This window comes from Microbacterium longlingense, from assembly GCF_058349825.2.
In genome coordinates this window covers 1-23012 of sequence record NZ_JBYRJA020000014.1, presented here as the reverse complement: position 1 = coordinate 23012, position 23012 = coordinate 1, and the positions used below count along the sequence as shown (strand labels likewise).

Sequence of the window (23012 nt, the reverse complement as noted above, 5' to 3'; positions counted from 1 at the left end):
ACCGACGCATGGGAACGCGTCACCTGCGCTGACTGCCAGGCAGCGCACCGAGCAGACCAGGAGAAGCGATGACCGACCTCGCCCTCGCGATCGATCCCGAAGCGCAGCACCGCCGGTGGGCCCACCAACTCGAAGCGCACCTCGGCCTTGTCCCGAAGCTCCTCGGCGCGATGCTCACCCTCGCCGAACCCGCCCTCGGCGTCTCCCGCGGCGGGTCACGGTTCGACCGCCCCCAGATCACCGGAGGCGGCTACCACGACGGGAATCCCACCGCGGTGACCGATGAGCGCGCCGCCGGCGACGCCACCTACCTGTGGTCCCTGCTCGCCGAGTACACGACCGCCGTCGCCGCCTGGCTCGGCGGGGAAGCCACCATCCCCGCCACCTGCCCGGGGACCGCGAAGGGCGCGCACGACGTCGCCCTCGTCGTCGTCGGCTCCCTCATCAGCCACGCCGACCAGATCTGGGACCACCGGCAGCTCGACCAGTTCGAGCAGGAGATGTTCCGCGAGATCCGCCACCAGCAGCACCGCTACCTGCCAGCGTTCGACGGCCTCCCGCAGCACGCACGTCCCTGCACCCTCTGCGGCGCCGAGCGCGGCGTCCGCGCCACATGGGCCGACAACCCCACCGGTGCACCCGCACCCGTCCTCACCGCACGCTGCCGCGACTGCGGCCACACCTACACCGAGGAGACCGAGTGATGGACGTGAACCGTGAACTCGACGCTGTAAACCGTCGAGTCAAGACTCTGGTCAACGTCCGCGCCCGCGAAGCCCTCGTCCGCATCGGCGTCGACCCTGGCGTGGTCGAAAGGGAGGAAGCAGAGCGGCGGCGCCAAGAGGCGGCCGCACCGTTCGTCGCCTTCGGATGGGCCCTCGACGAGGTGCGCCGCGCCTTCGAGATCATGGGGGAAGCGATCGGGCGCGGCTATCAGGATGCACGGCAACGCGACCGGACCGTCGCCGAACGTGGTCGACGGGGCAGCCCGTGACCGTCTGGCTCACCTACCGCGAAGCCGCACGACGCGTCCACCGCACACCCCGCTGCATCCGCTACTGGAAGCAGCGGGGCATGCCCATGACATGGGGTGTCCGCGACGGCCAACGTGTCCGCCTCGTCGACGAGGACGTCCTCCTCGCCTGGTGGCGTGACCGCCTCACGAACTGGCCGACCCACCAGTACCGGATGCGCCGCAAGCTCGCCGAACTCAGCACGACACGCCCGGAAACCACAGACGGCTTGCAGAGCGAGTACTTTCCGCCCCTAACGTAAGAGTCGGACAGTCAGCGGAACGGCCCACCACGGGCCGCGGAGCCCCGCTGGCACCCACCTTCGACGGACGACCCCCTCACACTCGGGTCGTCCGTTTCTGGTTCCAGCCGGTGCGGCGAATCCCGTTCCCGCCGCACCGGCTCCCGGAGTCACCCGAGCAACGCGCGATTGATCGCATCCGCGACAGCTTCGAACTCACCGTTCTTCGAAGCCCGCGAGAACTGGATCGCGTCGGAGTCCAACTGCATCTGCTGCGTCTTATTCCGGACCTTCCCGAAGCCGCCCACCGTCGGCGCCGCGGACCCCGCCACGCTGAGACGGATATGCCCAGCCGTGAGCCCAGCCTTCTTGAACTCCACACCCTGGATGCGATCAAGGGGGATCGTCTTCGACGAACCCTTCGTCTTGATCGCCACCCCATTGCCGAGGAACTCGATCGAACCGTTCAGGGACTCCGCCTTGATGCTCTCGCTCATAGCCGAAGCGTAGCGGGAGGCTCCCGATGTCCACAGACCTCATCCACTCCCACGAGTACCGCGCCCTCCGCGCCGACCTGAAAGCCGGATGGCAGGCGATCAACGCCCCGTGCGCGCTCTGCGGACAAGCTGACATCCACTACGACGGCCCGAAGAACGCCCCCAACAGCTTCGAACTCGACCACAAGATCAGCCGCAAACGCTGCAAAGCGATGGGCCGTCCCGAGCTGATCCTCGACCCCTCTAACTGCCAGCCCTCACACGTCCGCTGCAACCGCTCCAAGCAGGACGGTGACGCCCGCCCCACCCTGGGGGAGACCACCGAAGACTGGTAACCCCCCTGCCCGACGACCCCACCCCCTGCCAAGAGGAGGGAGGGGGTCACAGCGGGGGCACCCCCCACCCCCAGAGAGCGACCCCCACCCCCTCGACCTGCCCCCTCCCCACGGCACCCCCGAGGCCACGCCCCGCTCACCGCGCCAGCAACCACCGGCCGCGGCAGCACCCCAACTCCCCAGCCCCGGAGACGCCATGGCCCCCACACTCGGAAGCATCACCGTCGACCTCCACCTCACGACCACCCACGGTGGACCCATCCTCCTCGGTGAAGCCACCCTCGACATCCCCGTGAGCACGACCAAAGCGACTGAAAACACGCTCGCGTTCACCATCGATCAACAAGCACTACGCCACGAAATCGCCAACGCGCTCATCGACGCCGCCAACCAGATCGATCAAGGGTAGGGGCGTCGCAATCTCTACGATCACGGCCCGGAGGCCAATTCGCCGGCAGTGATTTCCCCCACCGGGGTAGCAGACGCGTGAAACGTCCGGTCCGCGTCCGCAGGAAGGGGCTGTGAGCGTGGCAATGAGCGTGGAGGAGCGGAAGGCGCGGGACCGCGAAAGGAAGCGTCTGGCGCGTGCTGAGGCCGCGCGGCGGCGTGATGCTGAGCGTGAGGCTGCGCGGACGGCTGAGCGGTCCGCTGCGCCGTCGCGGATGCGTGATGCGGTGGCGGATGCGCTGGCTCACATGAAGTGGCTGGTGCCGTCTGATCTGGCGTCTCGGGTGCAGGCGGAGGATCTCGCGCGGATCATCGACGAGGCTTCGCATGCTGGGGATGATGCGCGGGTTCTGAGCGCGCATCGTGCGTTGTCGCGGGTGCTGAATGATCTGGGCGGTACGCCGTCTGTGAGGCTCGCCCGCGAGCTGCGGTCGCTGAGGTTGACCGTGAAGCCGGAGGGTGACGATGAGCGGAACTCGGGCGAAAGCACAGCGACGCCAGGGAACGTCACGAAGCTCGAGCGGCCGGCGAAGCGGCGCCTCGGGTAGGCGGGTCTTCGGTTGCCAGACGCCGCGGATATTCACTCCGCCGCGGCGGGAGCTCACGCCGGAGACGTCGCTCGGGTTCGAGGTCATCGAGTTCTGGGACTGGATGCGGGACCGGCTCGAGGAGTTGGACTCGCAGCGCACGCCCGAGGACGACACCGACTATCTCGGGCTTCTGCCGCGCGCCCTGGAGTGGCAACGCTGGCTGCTGATCCACGCGCTCGAGTTGCTCGAAGGCTCGGACTGCGTGTTTCGGTTCCGGACGGTGCTGCTGCTTGTGGCCCGGCAGAACGGCAAGTCTGTCGTGCTGACGGCGTTGATCCTGTGGCGCATGTTTCAGGCTGGCGCCCGGATGGTGCTCGAGACGCACGCGTCGAACGAGCATGCCCGCATCGCGTGGGAAGAGGCTGTCGCGATCGCTGAGGCGATCCCGGAGCTCGCCGACGACGTCGCGAAGGTCCAGGCGGGGAAGAACTCTGAGCTGCTGCTGCTGGATGGTGGCGAGCGGTTCAAGATCGCGACGGCGAACCGGCGCGGCGGCCGCGGGTTCCGCGGCGATCTCGTCATCTTCGACGAGCTCCGTGAGCATCAGGACTGGCGGTCGTGGTCGGCGACGTCGAAGACGACGATGGCCCGCAAGCGTGCACAGATCTGGGGTGTCTCGAACGCGGGTGACATGTCGTCGGTGGTGCTCAGGCACCTGCGGTCCGTCGCGATCGGGAGCATCACCGGCAAGGGCTTCGACGGAATCCCGGACGAACTTCGTGATGTGATCGACCTGGACAGCATCGGCCTGTTCGAGTGGTCGGCTGGCACGGTCGATGGGACCGAGGACGGCCAGCCGGTCAGCATTTGGGATCGTGAGGGCTGGGCGCGCGCGAATCCGTCGCTGGGGTACACCGAGCTCGACGAGCGCGCGATCGCCGCTGCGGCCGCGTCCGACCCGGAGTGGGAGTTCCGCACCGAGGTGCTCTGCCAGTTCGTGAACATGATCGGTGCGGGACCGTTCCCGAACGGGTCATGGTCACGGTTGACGGACACGAAGGATGCGCGCGCTGAGCGTGGTGTGTCCCGCGATGCGTCCCGTCCTGCCGCGTATGGCGTGGACATGTCGTATGACCGGACGACGGTGTACGTGGCGCTCGCGTTCTGGGACACCGAGGGGCGGATCCGTGGTGAGCTCGTCGCGCACCGTGCTGGGCCCGACTGGGTTATCCCGTGGCTACAGTCCCCGCACCGCAAGGTCGCTCCGGATCACGTCGCGTTCCAGCGGCGGGGCGCGCCGATCTCGTCGATGTGGGATGCATTCGAGGACGCCGGTATCACCGTCACCCCGTGGGGTGAGGACAAGCTCGCGGGATGGCACGGAAGCGTCTATGACCTGATCCGTGTCGCGGCGGTCGACGAGGCCCCCGCAGAGGAGACCGCGGACGAGTTCCGCTCACGCGTCCGCCTGTCGCATGGGGTGCAGCCGATCCTCGACGTCGCCGCGTCGTCGGCGCAGATCAAGGCCGTGGGCGACGGGTGGGTCATCGACCGGAAGGCATCCCCGCAGGATGCCGCCCCGCTCGTCGCGTTCATCGCCGCGGTGGGGCTTCTGCTGACGAACCCGGAACCGGAGACGGTCTCGGCGTACGAGGAGAACGACCTGATGGTCGTGTGAAGGGAGGCCCGTGTGGGCGCGTTCAAGAGGGTGCTTCTGCTGCGGCGGGTCATCGTGAACCTCGTTGACGGGACTTCGATCGAGGGTGTGCTCTACCGGGATCCCGGGAACCTCCTCGTGCTCCGCAACGCGATTCTCCATGAGCCGGGAGCGGACCCTGTCGCGCTCGACGGCGAGACCGTCATCGAACGCACACAGGTGCTGTTCGTGCAAGCACCGTAGAGAGGAGCCGACCGTGGCTTTCGCCGTTTCCGAGGGGAAGCTCCTCGCCGTCCAGAAGCCGATCTACCAGGCCCCGACGTCGCTTCGCCTGAGCGATGACGTGTCGGAGGACTACGCGACGCTGTACCGCAAGCAGCCGAGCATCCGCACCGTGGTCGACTTCCTCGCCCGCAACATCGCGCAGCTGTCGCTGCACACGTTCGAGCGAGTGGACGACAGTGACCGTCGGCGCATCCACGATCACCCGTTCGCGGTGCTGATGCGCGAGCCCAACGCGTACACCACCGGGTATCGGATGATGCGGGATCTGATCTCCGATCGCGGCATCTACGACCGGGCGCTCTGGGTGAAGACGCAGAGCAACGGCCGTGACGTGCTGGTGCGGATCCCGCCCCGCCTGTGGGAGATCGACGAGGACGACAACTGGCTCGCCCCGAAAGCGTTCATCATCAAGGGCAACCGCGGCAAGACGAAGATCGAAGCCGAGCGGTGCGTCTACTTCCGCGGATACAACCCCGAAGACGAGCGCTACGGGCTCTCACCGATCGAGTCGCTGCGTCGCGTGCTGTCCGAAGAGTACGCCGCCGGCCAGATGCGTGAGCAGGCGCTCCGCAACGGCGCCCGCATCGGCGGGTACATCGAACGCCCCGTTGGTGCGCCCGAGTGGTCGGCCGAAGCTCGACGCCGGTTCCGCACCGGGTGGCGTGCCCAGTACAGCGGCCAGACCGCGACCGAGGGCGGTGGCACCCCGGTGCTCGAGGACGGCATGAAGTTCGTCGCCGCCGGGCACTCCGCGAAGGACATGCAGTACATCGAGGCACGCAAGCTGTCCCGCGAGGAAGCAGCCGCGGCGTACTTCATCCCGCCGCCGATGGTCGGGATCCTCGACCACGCGACGTTCGGGAACATCGAAGAGCAGCACAAGATGCTCTACCAGGACACGCTCGGGCCGATCCTGCAGGAAGTGCAGCAGGAGCTCGCGTTGCAGATTCTCCGCGCCGAGTACCCGGCGGACGCGGACGATCTGTACGCCGAGTTCAACATGATGGAGAAGCTCCGCGGTTCGTTCGAGGAGCAGGCGTCGCAGATGCAGACATCGGTCGGCGCCCCGTTCCTCACCCGCAACGAGGCCCGCGCCCGCCTAAACCTGCCCCGCATCGACGGTGCTGACGAACTGGTCGTGCCGTTGAACGTGCTCGTCGGTGGTCTCGCGTCGCCGACGGACCAGGTGCCGGCCGGATCGGGCGGCGGCGAGCTCCCGATGGACGAGGAAGCGAAGGCGCTGCGTGATCGCGTTCGCGTGAAGTCACGGCCGACGCCTCCGCAGATCGCGAAGGCCGCGCAGGTACTGGCCGAGTTCTTCGCCCGGCAAGAGCGCAGCGTGCGATCCGCGCTGGGCGCGAAGGACGCGGAGTGGTGGGACGGTGATCGGTGGGACCGTGAGCTGTCCGGCACGCTGCTGGCGTTGTCGTCGTCGATAACCGTCGATGTGGCGCGGAAGCAGCTCGAGCGCATCGGCGTGGACCCGGATGAGTACGACGTCGACCGGACCATGGCGTGGATGCGCACCGTGTCGGAGTCGAACGCGAGCAGCATCAACGCGGTCACCGAGGCAGCGATCGTCGCGGCGCTCGCGTCCGACACGGGCACGGAAGCGTTGGCTCACGTGTTCGACGTCGCGAAGTCCGCGCGGGCCCAGCAGGCCGGTCAGACGATCGCGACAGCGCTCGCCGGGTTCGCGTCTGTGGAGGCGGTGCAGCAGGTGAGGGGCAGCCGCAAGGCGACGAAGACGTGGGTCGTCACGTCGGGCAACCCTCGGCAGTCTCATGCCGCGATGGCGGGTGAGACCGTGCCCATCGATTCCGTGTTCAGCAACGGCGCGAAGTGGCCGGGGGATTCCTCAGCGCTGGACGTCGACGAGGTCGCCGGATGCTCGTGCGACGTCGAGATCAACTTCGAATAGGAGACTCATCATGAGGATCAAGACTCTGCCGGTCTCGTTCAAGGCCGGTCCCGACGACGGGCTCGCGGAAGGCGAGTTCCTCGTCTACCCGTCGACCTTCACCCGAACACCGGACGCATATGGCGACGTCGTCGCGAAGGGCGCGTTCCTCGACTCGATCCAGGCCTGGCAGGAGTCGGGCGACGTCATGCCCGGCATGTACCTGCACGACCCGAACCAGATCGTCGCAGGAGCGACCGACATGGGTGAGGACGATCACGGCTGGTGGGTCAAGGGGTTCTTCGACGACGACCCGGCGTCGCAGCGCATCTACCGGCTTGTGAAGGGGCGTCGCCTCTCTTCCCTGTCGTTCGCGTTCGACACATACGACGAGGGAGCCGTGGAGCTCGAGGACGGCACGAAAGCGAACGAACTCCGCAAGGTTGCCGTACACGAGTTCAGCTTCCTCCCCAAGGGCTTCGCAGCGAACGGCGACACCTCGATCGTCGCGGTCAAGGCCGCGTTCGATGCGCTCACTCCTGCGCTCAAAGCTGGGCGAGTCCTCTCCGCCAAGAACGAGACCGCGCTGCGCGCCGCTCTGGAGAAGGTCCAGTCGGGTGCAGCGGAGATCAAGAACGTCCTCGCCGCCGTCGGCGACGAGGCAGAAGACGACGGTAAGGCCAGCGCAAGCGAACCGGCCAAGGCGACCGAAGAGCCCGCACGGGTCAAGGCCGCCGAAGAGCCCACGCGCACGGCGTCCGCCACCGCCCGTCTGCACCTGGACCTCGCGACTGTCGAGGCCTGACCATCAACCGGCCGCACAGCGGCCAGAAAGGAGCCTCCTGTGGAGTCTCTGGAAGTGCAGATGCGCGCCGAGCTTAAGGCTGCACGCGACATCGCCGCGAAGTACGAGGGCGATATTCCCGAGGATGACCTCGCGCTCGCGAACCAGCACCTGAAGGCCTACCAGGACCTGAAGGTGAAGTTCGAGAAGGGCAAGGAGTCCGACGACGTCAAGGCTCGCCTCGACGCGATCGGCTTCGACCTCGGCCTCGAGCGCACGCCCGACGGCGAGAAGTCCAAGCCCGACGCGTTCCACCAGCCGAGCAAGCTCAAGAGCATCGGCCAGATGTTCGTCGAGTCCGCCGAGTACAAGGGCCTGATGGGCCAGTTCCATGGCGGCTCGATCAACGAGAAGGCGCGCGTCCAGTCGGCGCCGATGGGTGTGAAGGCGCTCATCACCGGCGGCAGCGACACCTCGGGTGGCGCGTTCGTGAACACGGACGTGCAGAACATCCTGGAGCTGCTCGGCCGCCGCCCCCTCACGATCCGTGATCTCGTCTCGGTCCGTCAGACGGAGTCCGACACGGTCGAGTTCGTGCAGCAGACCACGCAGCTTTCGAGCGCCGCACCGGTCGCTGAGGCCACCTCGGCCGCCGCGCCGTCTGCGCCCGAGACCGGCGGTGGTGCGCTCATCCCCGCGACGGGTGGCGGTTACAAGCCGGAGGGGACGCTCGCGTTCCAGAAGGTCACCGCGACCGTGAAGACGATCGCGGAGTGGGTGCCGGCCACGAAGCGTGGCCTCGCCGACGCGAAGCAGCTGCGCGGCCTGATCGACGCGGAGCTGCGTGCCGACCTGGCGGAGGAGGAAGAGGACCAGATCCTCAACGGCGACGGCACCGGTGAGAACTTCACCGGCATCCTGTCGACCTCCGGCATCCAGACTCAGGCGCTCGCGACCGACATGCTCACCACCATCCGTAAGGCGAAGACGAAGGCGCGCACCGTCGGCCGTGTCGTCGCGAACGGCATCGTGATGAACCCGGAGGACGCGGAGGCGCTCGACCTCGCCAAGCCCACCTCGGGCGACGGCCAGTTCTACGGGCCTGGCCCGTTCGCTGCTGCCGGTGTCCGCACCGTGTGGGGTCTGCCGGTCGTGGAGTCGGAAGCGATCGCGCAGAAGACCGCGCTCGTCGGCGACTTCTCGAAGGCGATCATCTGGGACCGCGAGCAGGCGTCGATCACGGCGACCGACTCGCACGCGGATTTCTTCATCCGCAACCTCGTCGCGATTCTCGGCGAGCAGCGTGAAGCGTTCGGCGTCACGCGTCCGAAGGCGTTCGTCAAGGCGACGATCGCTTCCTGATCGAGCAGGGGTCACCGTGGCGAAATGTCGAATCTGCGACGCCCCGCACCGAGCGTGCGGAGGCCCGTCCACGGTGACCCCTGTCGATCTGAATGTGACAACGATCCAAGGAGGACCGATGGGACTCAAGGAGTACGAGGTGATGACCGAAGGTCGCCACCCGCACAAGACCACCCTGCTGCTGAACGATCAGGACGCGAAGCGTCTCGGCGTCCTCGGCGCGGAGAAGAAAGCCGCGAAGGCTCCGGCGAACAAGTCGCGCACGGCAGCCAACAAGCAGGCGGCGCCGAAGCCCGCGGCGAAGACACCGGCCAAGGCGAAAACACCGGAGCCGGCTGCGACGTCCAACGTCGAGGCAGCGTCCGATCCGGACGCGAGCGAGTAACGGGAAGGGGTGGTGGGGATGGTCGCATTCGCGTCTCCAACCGAGATGGAACAACGCTCACTCGGGGAGATCCCCACCACCCGGCCGTTCCTGCAACGCGAGCTCGACGGGGCGACCGAAGCCATCCAGCGAGCCTGCGGCTGGCACATCGCACCGCAGCAAACGGTGACCCACCGCAGAGTCGGCCCGCACCATGAAACCGTGTGGCTCCCGGCGATGCAGATCGAGTCGATCACCTCCGCTGAGATCAACGGCGTCGACGTCGACCCCTCGACGATCGAGTTCGACCCGGACACCGGTTGGACCTCGCTCTGCGCGCGCCGCGTCAAGATCGAGTTCATCGCCGGCTACGCCCCGATCCCCGCCGATCTGGTGACGCTCACGCTTGAGCTCGCCGCGGGGGCGCTCGGCTCGCCGCTCGGGATCAGCCGTGAACAGGCTGGTGCCGTCGCTGTCAGCTACACCCGCACGTCGGGGGCGTTGACCGTGAGCGATCACGACCGGCTCGCACCGTACAAGCTGGGGTGGCTCCCATGATCGGGGGTCGTGTCGATCGGCACACCATCGGTCGCCGCCGGCCGGTGATGCGCGACGACGGACGCGGTGGCCAGTACGCCGACTTCACCGGCGCGACCACCGTCGCCCTGCCGGGTTGGGCGCTCGACTTCTCGAACACCATCGGTGACCTCACCAACCGTGACGGCGCGATGGTCCAGTGGACCGCGCGCGGTCCGTACACCGCGGACGTTGAGCGGCATGACCAGATCGTGATCGACGGCGATGTCTTCCGCATCGACGGGGGAGTGCGCCGACAGCCCGGACCGACCGACCGCACGTCGCACACGATCCTCATCCTCATCGCATGGGAGGGGTAACAGCATGGCTATCGCCAGCCTCCGCATCCAGATCAACTCCGACGGTGTGAAAGCCCTCCTCAGCAGCGCCGAGGTGCGCAATGATCTGCTGCAGCGCGCGGGCGCCATCGCGGCGGCCGCTGGCGGTGAGGACGCGGGCTTCTCCGTCGAGGACTCCGTCGCACCCGACCGGGCCGCTGTGCAGGTCATCACGACCACTCACCAAGCCCGTGCACGGGAAGCGCGAGATCGGGCTCTGACGGCCGCAATCGGGGCCGGAGGGTAGTCGTGGTCCTTCTGCTATCGGAGGACGCCGAGGCGGCCGTCATGGCCGAGCTGAGCACACACCTGCCTGCCCACGGTTTCCCTGCTGTCACGCTCGCGGGCCGGACGCTGGGCACGAGGATCACGACGGTCACACCACGCCCCGAGGTCTTCGCCCGCGTCATCGCGAGTGGTGGTCTCGACCGAGACTTGGTGACCGACAGCCCGACGATCATCCTCGAGGGTTACGCCGTCGACGAGCAGACTGCCCGTGACCTGTGCGCGCTGATGGTTGCGATCGTGTCGGCGGCTGCACGTGCCGGGGCGGTCGGCGGTGCCACCTGCTATCGGTGCCGGGTTTTCTCGCTGCCGGCGAATCTCCCGCACCCGAACCTGCCCGACCGTTTCCGTTTCACCGCGACCGTCTCCCTCGACCTGCGCAAGGCGAGTGTCTGACGGTTCCAACCTCTCCCTCCGTGGCCCGACCGGGCACGGTCCGTTCTGCCTGAAAGGGGCACAGCAATGGGTGTCGACCCGAAGAACGTCTTCGTCGGTGCGCCCGATCAGAAGGTCACCGGTGCGATCCTCACCGGCCCCGAGATCGACGCGATTCCGACGACCATCGACGATGTGATCATGACGGGGCTTGTCAGCTCCGGCTACGTGTCGGACTCCGGTGTGGAGATCGCACCGTCTGAGTCCACGACCTCGATCAAGGACTGGTCCGGGTCGGAGGTTCGCCGCCTCCTCACCGAGTTCGCGGGGGACATCACGTGGAGCCACCTTGAGCTCAACGCGGAGTCCGCGCGCAACTACTTCGGTGACGACCAGGTGCTCATCAGCTCGGCGACGTCGTCGACCGGAACGCAGATGCGGATGGCTCTCGGCAAGCACGAGCAGCCGATCAAGGCCTGGTACTTCAAGATCAAAGACGGTCCGCGCCGTGCACTGGTGCTCGTCCCGCACGGTCAGGTCACGCAGCACGGCACGATCCCGCTGAACTCGACGGCGCCGATCCTGCTCCCGGTGACGCTGGCGACCTACCCGGACGCCGCGGGCAACAACATCTACATCTTCACCGACGATGGCGTGTACTCGGCGACCGCCGCGAAGTCGACGTGGGACGTCGCCGTGACCGGTGCCCCCACTGGCGGAACGTACACGCTGACGCTGAACGGCACACCGACGGCGCCGATCGCGTACAACGCGGCCGCCGCGGCGACGTCGTCCGCGCTGAACGCCCTTTCGGGTGTGACCGGCATCAGCGGCATCACCGCTTCCGGTTCGGCGCCGACGGCGATCACGTTCCCGTCGCCGGTGATGCTCGCGGGCGACGGCAGTGGCCTGACCGGCGGCACCGCCCCGACGGTCACCGTCGTCTGAAACCAGTGCCCGGGGATGCGGGGAGTCGTCCCCGGGCACTGCCTCTCCACCACTCCCGCCGCACGAAAGGCTCCCCATGATGGAGAAGTTCCACCACACCCTGCCCGACGGGCACAACGTCACCCTGCCGCGCTTCGAGAACATCGAGGTCGGCCTCATCCGACGCACCCGGAAGCTGCAGGGCGTCGACCAGGCGTTCACGATCCTCGAAGAGCTGATGACGGAGGACGACCTCAACCACCTCGACCGGCTCGACCGCGACCAGTTCAACGACTTCGTGAAGGCATGGCGTGACGGGTCGGAGATCAGCCTGGGGGAATCCTCGGCCTCCTCGAGCTCGTAGAGCAGCACCAGGAGGCTGTCGAGTACGCGCTCGTGCTGCTCGGTCTTCGGCTCCGCGACGTCGGCTGTGAGCGCTTCACCTGGCGTGACCTGCTGGTCCTCATCACCGGGTGGGCTCAGGAACCGGGGCATGCGGTGTCGCGGGCGATTCACGGGCACGCGCTCTGGACAACGGAGGCGCAGCTACTCGCCGACGTCGCCGACATCCTCAACCTCGCGAACTGGCAACGCGCGGGCGACAAGTACGCGCCGCGTCCGAAGCCGATCCAACGGCCCTGGGAGACATCCGCCCGCGGGCAGGTGCTCGGCTCCGACCCGATCCCCGTCGACGAGTTCGACGACTGGTGGGAATCCCAGGCGAGGAAGTGAGGTGCGGCGATGGCCGAAGGCGTAGAGCTCGCAACAGCATGGGTGCGCCTGGTGCCGTCGATGGACGGACTCACCGACAACCTCGTCAAGGCGTTCGCGCCCGGCGAGAAGGTCGCGGAGGAAGCCGGAGAGAAAGCCGGATCCAGCTGGGCTGACAAGGTCAAGGGCGCGATCGGAGTCGCCGCGATCGGCGCCGGTGTCGTCGGCGCGTTCAAGGGTCTGTACGAGGTCGGCGACATCTTCGACGCCGTCACGGACACGATCCGCACCGGCACCGGCGCGCAGGGCGAGGCGCTCGACAGTCTCGTCGCGTCTGCGTCGAACGTCGGACTTCGAGTCCCCGCCGAGTTCGAGAAGATCGGCCCAACGATCGCGGATCTGAACACCCGGCTCGGGCTGTCAGGGGAGACGCTGGAGACGGTCGCTTCGCAGTACCTCGAGGCCGGCCGGATCCTCGAAACCGACATCGACATCAACAAGACCTCCGCAGCCTTCAACGCGTTCAAGATCGAAGGCGACGGGGTGTCGGCCGCTATGGACACCCTCTTCCAGGTGTCGCAAGCGACCGGTGTTGGGATGAACGAGCTCGCTGCCGGTGTGCAGCAGGCCGCGCCTGCACTGCAGAACCTGGGCTTCACGTTCGAGGACAGTGTCGCCCTGATGGGCTCGCTGGACAAGGCGGGTCTGAACTCGACCGCTGTGATGGCGTCGATGTCGAAGGGTCTCGTCACGCTCGCCCGTGATGGGGAGGAGCCGGCCGCCGCGTTCCAACGTGTCACCGGTGAGCTGCAGGGCTTCGTCGACGAGGGCAACACTGCTGCCGCGCTCGACCTCGCATCGCAGATCTTCGGCACCCGTGGTGCGTCCCAGTTCGTCGGCGCGCTGCAGTCCGGCGTGCTGAACATGAACGACCTCATGGCGGCGACCGGAGCCACGGGGGACACCATCCTCGGCGTCGGCGAAGAGACCATGGACTTCGCCGAGCAGTGGCAACTGCTGATGAACACGGCGCTCGTCGCGATCGAACCGCTCGCGACCGCCGTGTTCTCCGCGCTCGGCGAAGGACTCGCGTCCGCCATGCCGGCTCTGCAGGACTTCGGTGCATGGGTGGCGGAGAACGTTGAGGTCATCGGCGTTGTCGCTGCGATCATCGGCGGCACGCTGGTGGCCGCGTTCGTCGCATGGACGGCCTCTATCTGGGCGTCCACTGTCGCCCTGCTGGCCAATCCGGTGACGTGGATCATCGTCGGCATCATGGCGTTGATCGCCGCCGTCGTCGCCCTGGTCCTCAACTGGGATCAGGTGGTCGCGTGGGTCACCGAAGTCTGGGGCGGGTTCCTCGGGTGGCTGCAGGAAGTCGGCGACGGCTTCGTGTCCTGGTGGAACGGCATGTGGTCCAACGTCGGGTCGTTCTTCCAGACGATCTGGTCCGACTTCACCACCTGGGTGCGGTCGAAGTGGGAAACGTTCATCAACGGCATCCGCACCGGCATCGAGGCGTTCAAGGTCGGATGGGACACGGTGTGGACCGCTGTCGGCACCACGATCCGGGTGGTGTGGGACAACATCATGACGACGCTCCGCACGGTGTTGTCGTTCATCGGGACCGCGTTCATGAGCGCATTCAGGAATCTGATCGGGTTCTTCGCGGGCATCTGGACGAACATCTCGTCGGGAGTGACCGAGAAGTGGAACGGCATGATGGCGTTCCTCGGCGGCATCCCCGGCCGGGTGAAGGGATTCTTCTCCGGCATCGGGACATGGCTGCTCGACTCGGGGAAGGCTCTGATCCAGGGACTCATCGACGGCATTTCGTCGATGATCGGCAAGGTCGGGGACGCGGTCGCTGGTGTCATGGACTTCGTCGGCGGGTTCTTCCCGAACTCGCCCGCGAAGCGCGGCCCGTTCTCCGGGTCCGGGTGGACACGCCTGCTGAGCTCCGGTGAAGCGATCGGGGAGCAGTGGGCTGCCGGCGTCCTGGCATCCAAGCCGACGGTGAGCGCCGCGCTCTCGTCCGCCCTCGCGTTCACCCCGCCCGTCGGGATGGCGCGCGGAGCGATCGCGGCCGCCGCATCGACGGTCGCCGTCGATGGTCGTGAGTCCGTCGTGCACGCCACCGTCGAACTCGACGGCATCGCTGTCGGCCGGGCAGTGATCCCTGTCGTCGACAGCCGGGCCCGGGAGCGGGAGAGAGCGAGGCGCTGATGCTGGTTGTCGGGGAGTCTGGGTGGTCGGCGTCGCCGGTGTGGCCGGCGGGGATCCAGTCGGGTGACACGGTTGTGGGGGTGTCGTTGCTCGCGTCGCGTGGCGTGAGTCCTGTGCCGCCGTGGGCGACTGCGCACCTGGTGGAGACGTCTCCGTCGTCGCAGCGTGTGCGGCGTGTGGTGTGGTCCGGGCTGTATGAGCCGGGCACTCCCGCGCCGGCGTCGTCGGATGCGGATGATCACATCCTGTATCTGGTGGTGCTGCGTCAGACCGCTGGGGTCTCCGGTGTCCGCTCCGGTGTCGCGGGTGCGCAGATGCCCGCGAACGGGGGCGTGGTCGTTGTGACGGGGGCGTCGTCTCCGCGTCCGACGGGTGTGCTGTGGGGGCCGTGGGGTATGCCTGCGGACTCGGGCCGGTGGCACAGCAATGGTGTCTCGGTCGGGACCGCGGTCACCGCGGGGAGCGGCTGGGCGGGCTCGACGTCGCGTCTGTCGGGTGCGGTGTTGCTGATGATGGACGCGCCGGCCCCGGCCCGTGTGCGGGCGGTGGCGCCTACGTCGGGTGTGTACGCCGCGGACAGCACGGTCGAGGTGCGGTGGCGGTTGGACGCGCCGGGGCAGACGCAGTCGGCGTGGGCGATGCAGCTGTACCCGCCGGGGTCAGGGACTCCGGTGTGGTGGGATGCCGCGACGCAGACCGTGCAGACCTCCCGTGTGGAGAACCCTGGGCCGCTGCAGGCGATCAGCTTCCCGATGTCGGTGTTGCCCGAGGGGCAGATGCATGGTGTGTATGTGGAGGCCCGGTCGGCGCAGACAGCGTTGTGGACTCCGCAGGCCCCGATCGCGAACCTCGTGTCGCATGAGCGGCCGACCGCGGCTGTCACGGGCCCGACGGTGTCGCATGATGACCTGACCCCGGAGGTGACGTGGTCACGGGTGACGCCGCAGCCGCCGCAGGTCGCCGCGCGTTTGGAGATCACCGGTCCTGGTGTGGCGTGGCAGACCCTCATCGCCGGCGACGCGGCGAGCTTCGTGCTCCCCGTCCTGCCGTGGGTGAATGGTGAGACGTACACCGCGACCCTGCGCATCCAGCAGCAGGGGCATCTCAACCTCGCCGGCGCGGTCCTCTACCCGGGGCTGTGGTCCCCACCGGCCACGGGTAACTTCGTGGTCTCCTGGACCCCGCCGCCCACACCGACCGTGACGGCCGTCGCTCGCCGCGAAGGCATCGAGCTGACGGTCACCGCGGATCCGGATCTGCAGATCATCCTCGAGCGGGAGACCGCGGACGGGTGGCTGCCGATCTGCGAGTGGACCTCCACCGGCACCGACCGGGTGCGGGATGTGTTCGCTCCGCATCGGGGGTGGGTGCGGTGGCGGGCGATCGCCGCGACGGACCTGGACGGGCAGCGGATCACGTCTGCTCCGGGGGCGTCGTCACTGGTGCAGTCGCAGGATCACCGGTCGTATTTGGCGCTCGCGTCGGACCCGTGCCGCACCTGGCTGGCCGTGGAGCTGCGGGAGGACGCCGACCGGACACGCCTGCGCGCCGCCGAGGTCCACGACGGGTTCGGGAAGCCGTTCACGATCTACGGCCCTGACCGTGGCGTGCAGGGTGCGCTCACCGTGCAGACCTGCGACCGTGCGGATGCTGCCCGGCTGGAGCGGTTGCTGCTGTCGGGGGAGCCGCTGCTGTATCGGGAGCCGCCGGAGGATCCCGGCGCCGCCGAGGACCTGGTCCTGGTGGTGTCGGACCTGCTCACTCATTCCCGGATCGTGCAGGGCCCGTACCCGCTGCGCCGCCACGCCATCCCGTTCCGCACAGTGGAGCGCCCCGCCCTGGGGTCCGCGGCTGCGGGGCTGGTGGTGCATCCGGTGCCGGAGGTGTCGGCCGAGGAGGAGTAGAGCATGCTGCGTCTGGACGAGCACCCCGACCTGTGGGAGAAGATCCTGGCCTGCCCGGAGTGGGAGGTCAGTGCACGGGTCGAGGTGCTCGACCGGGACGGGGCTGTGATCGCCGAGCTCGGCACGACCGGAGCCCCGGTCCTCGCCGGGCGGGTGTCGATGGACGCCGACGCCGGCACGACCTGGACCGGCACCCTCACCGTCCCGGAGGAGCTCATCCCGCACAGCCCGTCCGATCTGCTCCACCCGGATGCGTTCCATCAGATCCGATGCTGGTGGCAGGTGTCTGCCCGTGCGGGTGCAGGGGAGTGGCCGGTGGGGACGATGCTCGTCGACGGGATGCCGCGCGTGTCCGACACCGGCGACCAGGTGGCCGCGGACGTGCAGCTCGCCGACCCGGTCGCGCTGATCCGTCAGGCACGGTGGGACACCTCGCTCGAGCTGGGTGGGGTGGACGCGGCGATCGCGATCGAGAGGATCATCGCCGACCGTGCCCCGTGGTGCCCGGTCGTGACCGAGCATGCCGGGTACGCGCTGCCGGCGGAGTGGCTGTGCGGGGATCCGGGGTCTGACCCGTGGGACGACGTCGAACGCATCGCAGAGGCCGCTGCGCTGACCGTCGTCTGTGACCGGCTCGGAGTGATCCGCATCACCCCCGCCTCGCCCGTGCAGGTTGGGGTGGGGGAGTTCGTGGAGGGCCCGGAGTGCCGGATCACCGACCTGCAGGTCGAGGGCGACGGCGACGACCGCGCCAACCAGATCGTGGTGGTCTCATCCTCCCGCGAGGTCGAGCCGCCCGTGATGGGGATCGCGCAGGTCACCGACCCCACCCACCCGCTGTGGATCGGCCACGGGGTGCTGATGAGCGACCGCGTCCAGTCCGACACCATCACCACCGCCACCCAAGCGCAGGCCCTCGCCGAGCAGCTCCTCGCCGAGCGGCTCGCGCGCCGCACCATCGTCCGTCTCACCCACCGCGCAAGGCCCGACCTGGACCCCTGGTCCACGGTTGTGGTGCAGCGCGCGCGTGCCGGCGTCCTCGATGAGCACACCGTGCGCGCCTGGTCCCTGGACCTCGGCGCCGGCATCCAGGACACGACCCTGTCGGGGAGGATCCGATGAGGCCCACCCACGTGCCCGCCCCACCCGCCGCGGTCACCGTCCCCACCCCGCCGGCAGCGGAGCCACGGCTGGTGCGCGGGCGGGTGCTGAGCGTCACCACCGGGACGGCGATCGGTCGCGGCCGGGCACTGATCGACGACGTCGAGCGCCCGTTCCTGTGCGTCGCCGCGACGACCGCGGTGCAGACCGGGCAGACCGGGAGCTTCCGTCTCGTCGGTGGGCAGTGGGAGCTCGTCGACCTGCCCGTCACAGTCCCCGGCATCGTCGGCGCACCGCCGGCCCCGGGGTCGGGGGAGCTCGACAACGTGGCCCTGTCCAACACGGTGCGCTCCCTGCACACCACCGTCACGGCCTTGCGGGCACGGATGATCGCCGCGGGCCTGGCCCGATGAGAGGACCCCTGATGGACGACTGCTGCCGCCCCCGCATGCTCAACGACCGGTACCCGATCGGTCTCCCCACAACGCGGGTGATCCAAGGGGCCCCGTTGAACCTCGCGCTCGCGTTCGCGACCCGTGACGGCACCCGCATCGACCTCACCGAGTGGACCGACTGGCGTGCCGCATGGCGAGACCGGGGACTGATCGTCCCCCTCACCGTCACTGTCCCCGACCCCACGGACGGGCTCGTGCAAGTCACCGCCGAGGCCGCGGACGTCGCACTGATGGCGGGCCGGGCGGGGTATTTCGATGTGCGCTCCCAACGGGGCGCGGAGATCCGCACATGGGTGCGATCCCACACGATCTGGCAGGAGGTCGCCACAGCATGAGCGATGACATCGAAATCATCTACATCCCCGATGGCACGCCGGGGCTCCCCGGGTCCGCGTCGCCGGAGATGATCGCCGCCGCCGAGACGCGGGCGGCCGAGGTCGCGGTCGTTGCTGCATTAGCGGCGCACGCGGAAGTTGTCGAAGAGGTCGCCGCGGACGTCTTCACAGCCAGATCGGAGGCGGTCGATGCGCGTGCCGACGCAGTCGCTGCGAGTGTTGCCGTGGCGAGCGTCGTTGCCACCAACGACGGCATCATGACCGCTGCAGCCGAAGATAGTGGGTCATCTTTTGCAGCACATCTGCGAGCTCGGGTCGGGGAAGTGACGGGGGCCGCGCTCAACGTGCGTCAGCACGGCGCCGTCGGAGATGGCGTTACCGACGATGCGTCGATCTTCAATACTGTCGCGGCCGCGCTGGATGGGATCGGTGGCATCATCCAGGTGCCCGATGGCGTCTACGCCATCGGGAGTGAGATCACACTCCCGGTGGGGGTGTCGCTCTCGATGGCACCGAATGCGCGGCTCGTGGCGATCACTGAAATCCGGTCGCTGGTGAATCTCGCCTCGCCCGCATGGGGTGTTGACGGCGCGGGGTGGTCCGACAACATCTCTGTCACGGGCGGGATACTCGATGGCAACAGCTTGGCGCAGACCGGTCTGCGCATCCCCGGCGTGCGCGGGCTCACCATCTCGAACCTCACAATCCTCGACACGAAGTTCGGAGTGGCGCAGGGCCAGAACGGCACTCATTCGTCGTATGGGATTACGGTCAATGCGATGCGTGTTGAGCGCTCGAAAGGGGCGGTCAACCCCACGGGCTCTATCGGACTTGACATTGCCTACGCGACCGATTCGGTATTCAGCGACATCATCATCCGCGGCTACGAAACCGGCGTCCGCGACGGCGTCGGATCAAACTTCTACCAGCTAGTGCATGTCTGGTCTTACGAGGCGGAAGGTGCCAACCTTCACAAGACCAGCTTCGTTGCGAAGGGCGATTACACGACGTTCATGCAGTGTGACGCCGATACTCCAGCGGAGGCAGGGTGGCGTCTGGAGTCGTCGAACAACAGGATCATCGCCTCTCGGCTATTCCTGAATGCGCATGCGACATCGGGCACGCGCGGCATTGTCCTCGTCAACGACCCGGGCTGGTACGACGTGAACCTGTCCATCACGAACCTCACTATCCTCGTCTCGGCGGGGAAGACTCTCGCCGCGGACATTGACGGCACTCCCTGGACTGCAGGGTATGGCCTCTGGGGCAGAGGGCTTGAGGTGGTCGGCACGCAGTACCGCGGAGCCGTCGCGACGCGACGGCTCTACCGCAGCGTGCAGCAGGAGGCTGCGATCAAGAGCCTCCGAGTGTTCAACGACTCCCTCGCCGGGCAGCCATTGAGACTCTGGGGCGGGAACGCGTCACCCGCCGAGGCCGGCATGGCCAGCCCCAGCTCAGATGTCCTCTACCTCCGACACAACGGCGATACGTGGATCGGATCATCCAGCGGATGGTCCCCCAGGAACATCGATACGGGATGGCGTGATGTCACGAGCCTGATCCAGAACGGATGGACCGTGGCATCCCTAATGGTCCGGCGCGACGGACGGCGCGTCACCTGGCGAATCCGTGATCTCAACGGGACATCAGCCTCGACGGGCGAGTTCATCCCCGCATTGCCCGGGTTCGACACGGGCTACGCGTCAGCGGTGACCTGCCAGATTGTCAACGCCGCCGGAACCGGAATCATGATCATCAAGTCGACTCCGGGCGGCGCACTGTGGGCGCCACCAGGAGCACGGTCGTCTGGTGATCACCAAGAGATCTCCTTCTACGTCGGATCTACCTTCCCCGCGACCCCTTACCCGGGGACTTAGACCCGCGTCTTCTCCGACGGGCGTGGTCCTTCCCATGCCACGCCCGTCGGCCCTGTCGAGAGGACCACGATGAAGAACTTTGTCCGCATCGACGGGTGGCCTGTCGCGCCGGCCGTCGCCAAGGCGTACCTGCCACTGCGCGCGGATCACGACGCGAACTGTCCCTGCGGGGTGCCGCTGCGGATCAACTCCGGGTATCGCACTCGCAGTGAGCAGGCCCGCGAGTTCGAGGCCCGGTATCGGCCGGGCGCGTTCTCCCCGTGGGGGGACTACCGCCGCTACCAGGGCATCATCTGGGGGCGCGTCGACCCGGGCGGCCCGGTGGCCTCTCCGGACGCCGGCAGCAACCACACCCGCGGCTACGCGCTCGACCTGAACGTGTCCTACGGGCGGTGCCACAGCTGGATGCTCCGCAACGCACCCCGCCACGGCTTCCACTGGGGCGAGGGGCGCGCGGTCGACGAGCCCTGGCACTGGACATGGGCGTTCGACGGGGACCTGCCGCCCCGCGGGGCCCCGGACCCGTGGGAGGGCCGCGGCGCGCCGGACCCTGTCCACCCCACCGACGCGGGTATCCCGCTCGCACAACTCACCGGCTCCCCTGGGGAGCCATTCACCCCTACGGGGGAGGAAGACGAGGACGACGACATGAAGATCGGCCAGATCCACACGAAGACCTCGAGCGGCATCAAGCGCGCGCTCTACGCACCGGGCACGGCGTACTTCGTGCCCTACCTGTCCACGGATCCGAAGTACGCCAACGGGTTCGCGGCGAGCCTGGAGACCGGCGACTCCGTCGAGGTCACCGAGAGCCTGTTCAACGCGATGGCGCGCGCGTCTGCTGCGCTGCTCCCGCAGGGGCGCGTGCAGGTCGAGCTCGTCGACGCGGGGTAGAGATCCTGATGTCTCGTGTTCGAGCGTTGTGGGAGCGGATCACCGAGCCCCGACATATGAAGATCGCGTACCTCGTGATCTACGTGATCACCGTCGCGATCGGGGTGGTGACGTTGATCACCCCACCGCAATCGATCGCGGGGGAGATCGGGCCGGTGATCACCGCGGTGTGGGCGTCGTTGTTCGTCATCGGTGGTGTGGTCGGGGCGGTCACGGTCCTGCCGGGCTGGTGGTGGGTGGAACGTCTCCTCGCGATCGCGCCGGTCATGCTCGGGTTGGCGATCTACCTGACCGTCGTGGGTGTGCTCCACGCGCAGGGCCTCGCGAGCGGGGCGTCCCGGCTCACCCAGCTGGGGATCATCGTTCTCGCGTCCGCACCGTTCACTGTGCGCTTCCTCGTGATCCGGGAGTACAGCTTCCAGCCGCGCACCCGGAGGTGACCATGACCGAATGGGCACCTGTCGTCACCGCTCTCCTCGGAGCCGGTGGCGGCGCGATCCTCCTCGAGCTCACCAAACGCACCCTCGACGCTCTCTCCGGCCGCGGCAAGCAACGCCGCGACGAGGTCGACCGTGCCTGGCAGGCCGCCGACACGGCACGCAGCGAACGCGACCGGGAAGCCGCCGGCCGCCGCGTCGCCCAGGAGTACGCGTCGCTGCTTCGCCGCATCCTCCTCGGCGCTCCCTGCGTCGAGGCATCCGAGATCCCCCCGTACCCCACCCGCAAGGAGGAGCCATGAAGGCCCTGTTTGAATCCCTCGTGAGAACCTACGTGCCCTGGCTCGCCGGCATCATCATCGGCGGCCTCACCTCCCTGGGCGTGCCCCTCGACCCCGACGTCGCCCCGCAGCTGACCGCCGTGCTCATGGCCGGCGCGTCCGCCCTCTGGTACATCGCCGCCCGCCTCCTCGAGACCCACGTGTCCCCGCACTTCGGCTGGCTCCTCGGAGTGCCCGGCGCGCCCGTCTACGACGTGACGCCGGCCGTCGACACCGCGGTCGGTTCCCTCGCTGTCCTCGACCCGGCCGAGCAGGAGGCCGACATCCAGGCCGCCGCGACCCGTGCACAGCTTCGCCGCGACCGCCGTCAGTGACGGCTCACTGCGTCAGTGAACATCACTGACGTTCACTGACGCACAGTGACGTTCACTGAACCGCCCCGCTTCTCTTCGGAGAGGCGGGGCGGTTTCGTCGTGCCGATGTCGGAGGGTGGCGGCAGTGTGGTGTTCCTGATCACAGGAGGACTCAGATGATGCAACGAAAGGATGGGCGGCCGCTCGTCACGACCTTCCCCGTACGGCCTGAGGATGAGATCGAGGTCGTCGACGCAGATGTCCTCGACGGCGATGAGTCCGAGGAAGGGCTTGTCTGCTCGCTTCGTCGCAGTCCTGAGGCTCGTGCGGAGCTTGAGTGGGAAGAATCCGGGGACTGGTGGCCGTGATTCTGGTCGACGTTTACCCGACGAATTGACTGCCTACTTGGGTCTACTTTCGTCTACTTCACGAGGTGCGAGCCGCGGAAAGTAGCCCCAGGTATGCCTAGGTATGGCCCACCGTGGACCAGTGGGTTCTGGGTTCGAGTCCCAGGGGGTGCAC

31 protein-coding genes are annotated in these 23012 nt (G+C 67.9%); 30 read left to right on the top strand and 1 reads right to left on the bottom strand.

Features of this window, described 5'->3' with window-relative positions; translation table 11 throughout:
• Positions 1-68 precede the first annotated feature (68 nt).
• The 3 genes from AC3RXY_RS15190 to AC3RXY_RS15180 are packed head-to-tail and all read left to right on the top strand — an operon-like array spanning position 69 to position 1275.
• Positions 69-704 (top strand): hypothetical protein, encoded by a 636-nt coding sequence (locus tag AC3RXY_RS15190; RefSeq protein WP_491511761.1) that lies wholly within the window; start codon positions 69-71, stop codon positions 702-704.
• Entirely contained in the window at positions 704-994 is a 291-nt protein-coding gene (locus AC3RXY_RS15185; RefSeq protein WP_491511760.1) for a hypothetical protein, read from the top strand. Before AC3RXY_RS15190 ends, AC3RXY_RS15185 begins: the two co-directional genes overlap by 1 nt.
• A complete protein-coding gene (locus AC3RXY_RS15180) occupies positions 991-1275 on the top strand; it encodes a hypothetical protein (protein ID WP_491511759.1) in 285 nt (94 codons plus the stop codon). The genes AC3RXY_RS15185 and AC3RXY_RS15180 overlap by 4 nt, the downstream gene beginning before the upstream one ends.
• Before the next feature lie 149 nt (positions 1276-1424).
• Here the strand turns inward: AC3RXY_RS15180 and AC3RXY_RS15175 are convergent, their stop codons facing one another.
• Complete coding sequence (locus AC3RXY_RS15175) at positions 1425-1751, bottom strand: DUF4429 domain-containing protein (RefSeq protein WP_491511758.1); 327 nt, start codon at positions 1749-1751, stop codon at positions 1425-1427.
• A 26-nt stretch (positions 1752-1777) separates the two neighbouring features.
• Between AC3RXY_RS15175 and AC3RXY_RS15170 the strand changes: the two genes are divergently transcribed.
• From AC3RXY_RS15170 to AC3RXY_RS15040, 27 genes are all read left to right on the top strand, one after another.
• Positions 1778-2086: an HNH endonuclease gene (locus AC3RXY_RS15170; RefSeq protein ID WP_491511757.1), complete on the top strand. Its 309-nt coding sequence runs from the start codon at positions 1778-1780 to the stop codon at positions 2084-2086.
• A gap of 196 nt (positions 2087-2282) precedes the next feature.
• Entirely contained in the window at positions 2283-2495 is a 213-nt protein-coding gene (locus AC3RXY_RS15165; protein ID WP_491511756.1) for a hypothetical protein, read from the top strand.
• A 253-nt stretch (positions 2496-2748) separates the two neighbouring features.
• A complete protein-coding gene (locus AC3RXY_RS15160; protein WP_491511755.1) occupies positions 2749-3081 on the top strand; it encodes a terminase small subunit in 333 nt (110 codons plus the stop codon).
• Between the two features lie 103 nt (positions 3082-3184).
• Positions 3185-4741, top strand: a complete 1557-nt coding sequence (locus AC3RXY_RS15155; RefSeq protein WP_491511754.1) for a terminase large subunit domain-containing protein — start codon at positions 3185-3187, stop codon at positions 4739-4741.
• A gap of 12 nt (positions 4742-4753) precedes the next feature.
• On the top strand, positions 4754-4963 hold the full coding sequence (locus AC3RXY_RS15150; RefSeq protein ID WP_491511753.1) for a hypothetical protein: 210 nt from the start codon (positions 4754-4756) through the stop codon (positions 4961-4963).
• A 13-nt stretch (positions 4964-4976) separates the two neighbouring features.
• Positions 4977-6926 carry a phage portal protein gene (locus AC3RXY_RS15145; protein WP_491511752.1) on the top strand — a complete coding sequence of 650 codons (1950 nt, stop codon included), beginning with the start codon at positions 4977-4979 and terminating at the stop codon, positions 6924-6926.
• Between the two features lie 10 nt (positions 6927-6936).
• Complete coding sequence (locus AC3RXY_RS15140) at positions 6937-7710, top strand: HK97 family phage prohead protease (protein ID WP_491511751.1); 774 nt, start codon at positions 6937-6939, stop codon at positions 7708-7710.
• A gap of 39 nt (positions 7711-7749) precedes the next feature.
• A complete protein-coding gene (locus AC3RXY_RS15135) occupies positions 7750-9051 on the top strand; it encodes a phage major capsid protein (protein ID WP_491511750.1) in 1302 nt (433 codons plus the stop codon).
• Between the two features lie 118 nt (positions 9052-9169).
• The gene (locus AC3RXY_RS15130) at positions 9170-9436 is read left to right on the top strand and encodes a hypothetical protein (protein ID WP_491511749.1); all 267 of its coding nucleotides are present in this window, start codon (positions 9170-9172) and stop codon (positions 9434-9436) included.
• A gap of 45 nt (positions 9437-9481) precedes the next feature.
• On the top strand, positions 9482-9973 hold the full coding sequence (locus AC3RXY_RS15125) for a head-tail connector protein (protein ID WP_491511748.1): 492 nt from the start codon (positions 9482-9484) through the stop codon (positions 9971-9973).
• On the top strand, positions 9970-10311 hold the full coding sequence (locus tag AC3RXY_RS15120; protein WP_491511747.1) for a hypothetical protein: 342 nt from the start codon (positions 9970-9972) through the stop codon (positions 10309-10311). Before AC3RXY_RS15125 ends, AC3RXY_RS15120 begins: the two co-directional genes overlap by 4 nt.
• A 4-nt stretch (positions 10312-10315) precedes the next feature.
• Positions 10316-10576, top strand: coding sequence for a hypothetical protein (locus AC3RXY_RS15115; protein WP_491511746.1), 261 nt, complete (start codon positions 10316-10318; stop codon positions 10574-10576).
• Between the two features lie 2 nt (positions 10577-10578).
• Positions 10579-11010, top strand: coding sequence for a hypothetical protein (locus AC3RXY_RS15110; RefSeq protein WP_491511745.1), 432 nt, complete (start codon positions 10579-10581; stop codon positions 11008-11010).
• A gap of 66 nt (positions 11011-11076) precedes the next feature.
• Positions 11077-11937, top strand: a complete 861-nt coding sequence (locus AC3RXY_RS15105; RefSeq protein WP_491511744.1) for a phage tail tube protein — start codon at positions 11077-11079, stop codon at positions 11935-11937.
• Between the two features lie 76 nt (positions 11938-12013).
• A complete protein-coding gene (locus AC3RXY_RS15100; protein ID WP_491511743.1) occupies positions 12014-12280 on the top strand; it encodes a hypothetical protein in 267 nt (88 codons plus the stop codon).
• A gap of 32 nt (positions 12281-12312) precedes the next feature.
• Positions 12313-12648: a hypothetical protein gene (locus AC3RXY_RS15095; protein ID WP_491511742.1), complete on the top strand. Its 336-nt coding sequence runs from the start codon at positions 12313-12315 to the stop codon at positions 12646-12648.
• Between the two features lie 9 nt (positions 12649-12657).
• Positions 12658-14853 carry a phage tail tape measure protein gene (locus AC3RXY_RS15090; RefSeq protein WP_491511741.1) on the top strand — a complete coding sequence of 732 codons (2196 nt, stop codon included), beginning with the start codon at positions 12658-12660 and terminating at the stop codon, positions 14851-14853.
• A complete protein-coding gene (locus AC3RXY_RS15085; protein WP_491511740.1) occupies positions 14853-16757 on the top strand; it encodes a hypothetical protein in 1905 nt (634 codons plus the stop codon). Before AC3RXY_RS15090 ends, AC3RXY_RS15085 begins: the two co-directional genes overlap by 1 nt.
• A gap of 3 nt (positions 16758-16760) precedes the next feature.
• On the top strand, positions 16761-17879 hold the full coding sequence (locus AC3RXY_RS15080; RefSeq protein ID WP_491511739.1) for a hypothetical protein: 1119 nt from the start codon (positions 16761-16763) through the stop codon (positions 17877-17879).
• The gene (locus AC3RXY_RS15075; RefSeq protein WP_491511738.1) at positions 17876-18271 is read left to right on the top strand and encodes a hypothetical protein; all 396 of its coding nucleotides are present in this window, start codon (positions 17876-17878) and stop codon (positions 18269-18271) included. Before AC3RXY_RS15080 ends, AC3RXY_RS15075 begins: the two co-directional genes overlap by 4 nt.
• An 11-nt stretch (positions 18272-18282) precedes the next feature.
• A complete protein-coding gene (locus tag AC3RXY_RS15070; protein WP_491511737.1) occupies positions 18283-18648 on the top strand; it encodes a hypothetical protein in 366 nt (121 codons plus the stop codon).
• Positions 18645-20525: a glycosyl hydrolase family 28-related protein gene (locus AC3RXY_RS15065; RefSeq protein WP_491511736.1), complete on the top strand. Its 1881-nt coding sequence runs from the start codon at positions 18645-18647 to the stop codon at positions 20523-20525. Before AC3RXY_RS15070 ends, AC3RXY_RS15065 begins: the two co-directional genes overlap by 4 nt.
• 69 nt (positions 20526-20594) lie before the next feature.
• Positions 20595-21419, top strand: coding sequence for a M15 family metallopeptidase (locus tag AC3RXY_RS15060; RefSeq protein ID WP_491511735.1), 825 nt, complete (start codon positions 20595-20597; stop codon positions 21417-21419).
• A gap of 56 nt (positions 21420-21475) precedes the next feature.
• On the top strand, positions 21476-21859 hold the full coding sequence (locus tag AC3RXY_RS15055) for a hypothetical protein (protein ID WP_491511734.1): 384 nt from the start codon (positions 21476-21478) through the stop codon (positions 21857-21859).
• Positions 21860-21861: 2 nt separating this feature from the next.
• Complete coding sequence (locus tag AC3RXY_RS15050; protein ID WP_491511733.1) at positions 21862-22158, top strand: hypothetical protein; 297 nt, start codon at positions 21862-21864, stop codon at positions 22156-22158.
• Positions 22155-22511, top strand: coding sequence for a hypothetical protein (locus tag AC3RXY_RS15045; protein ID WP_491511732.1), 357 nt, complete (start codon positions 22155-22157; stop codon positions 22509-22511). Before AC3RXY_RS15050 ends, AC3RXY_RS15045 begins: the two co-directional genes overlap by 4 nt.
• A 155-nt stretch (positions 22512-22666) precedes the next feature.
• Positions 22667-22858, top strand: coding sequence for a hypothetical protein (locus AC3RXY_RS15040; RefSeq protein ID WP_491511731.1), 192 nt, complete (start codon positions 22667-22669; stop codon positions 22856-22858).
• The last annotated feature ends 154 nt before the right edge of the window (positions 22859-23012 follow it).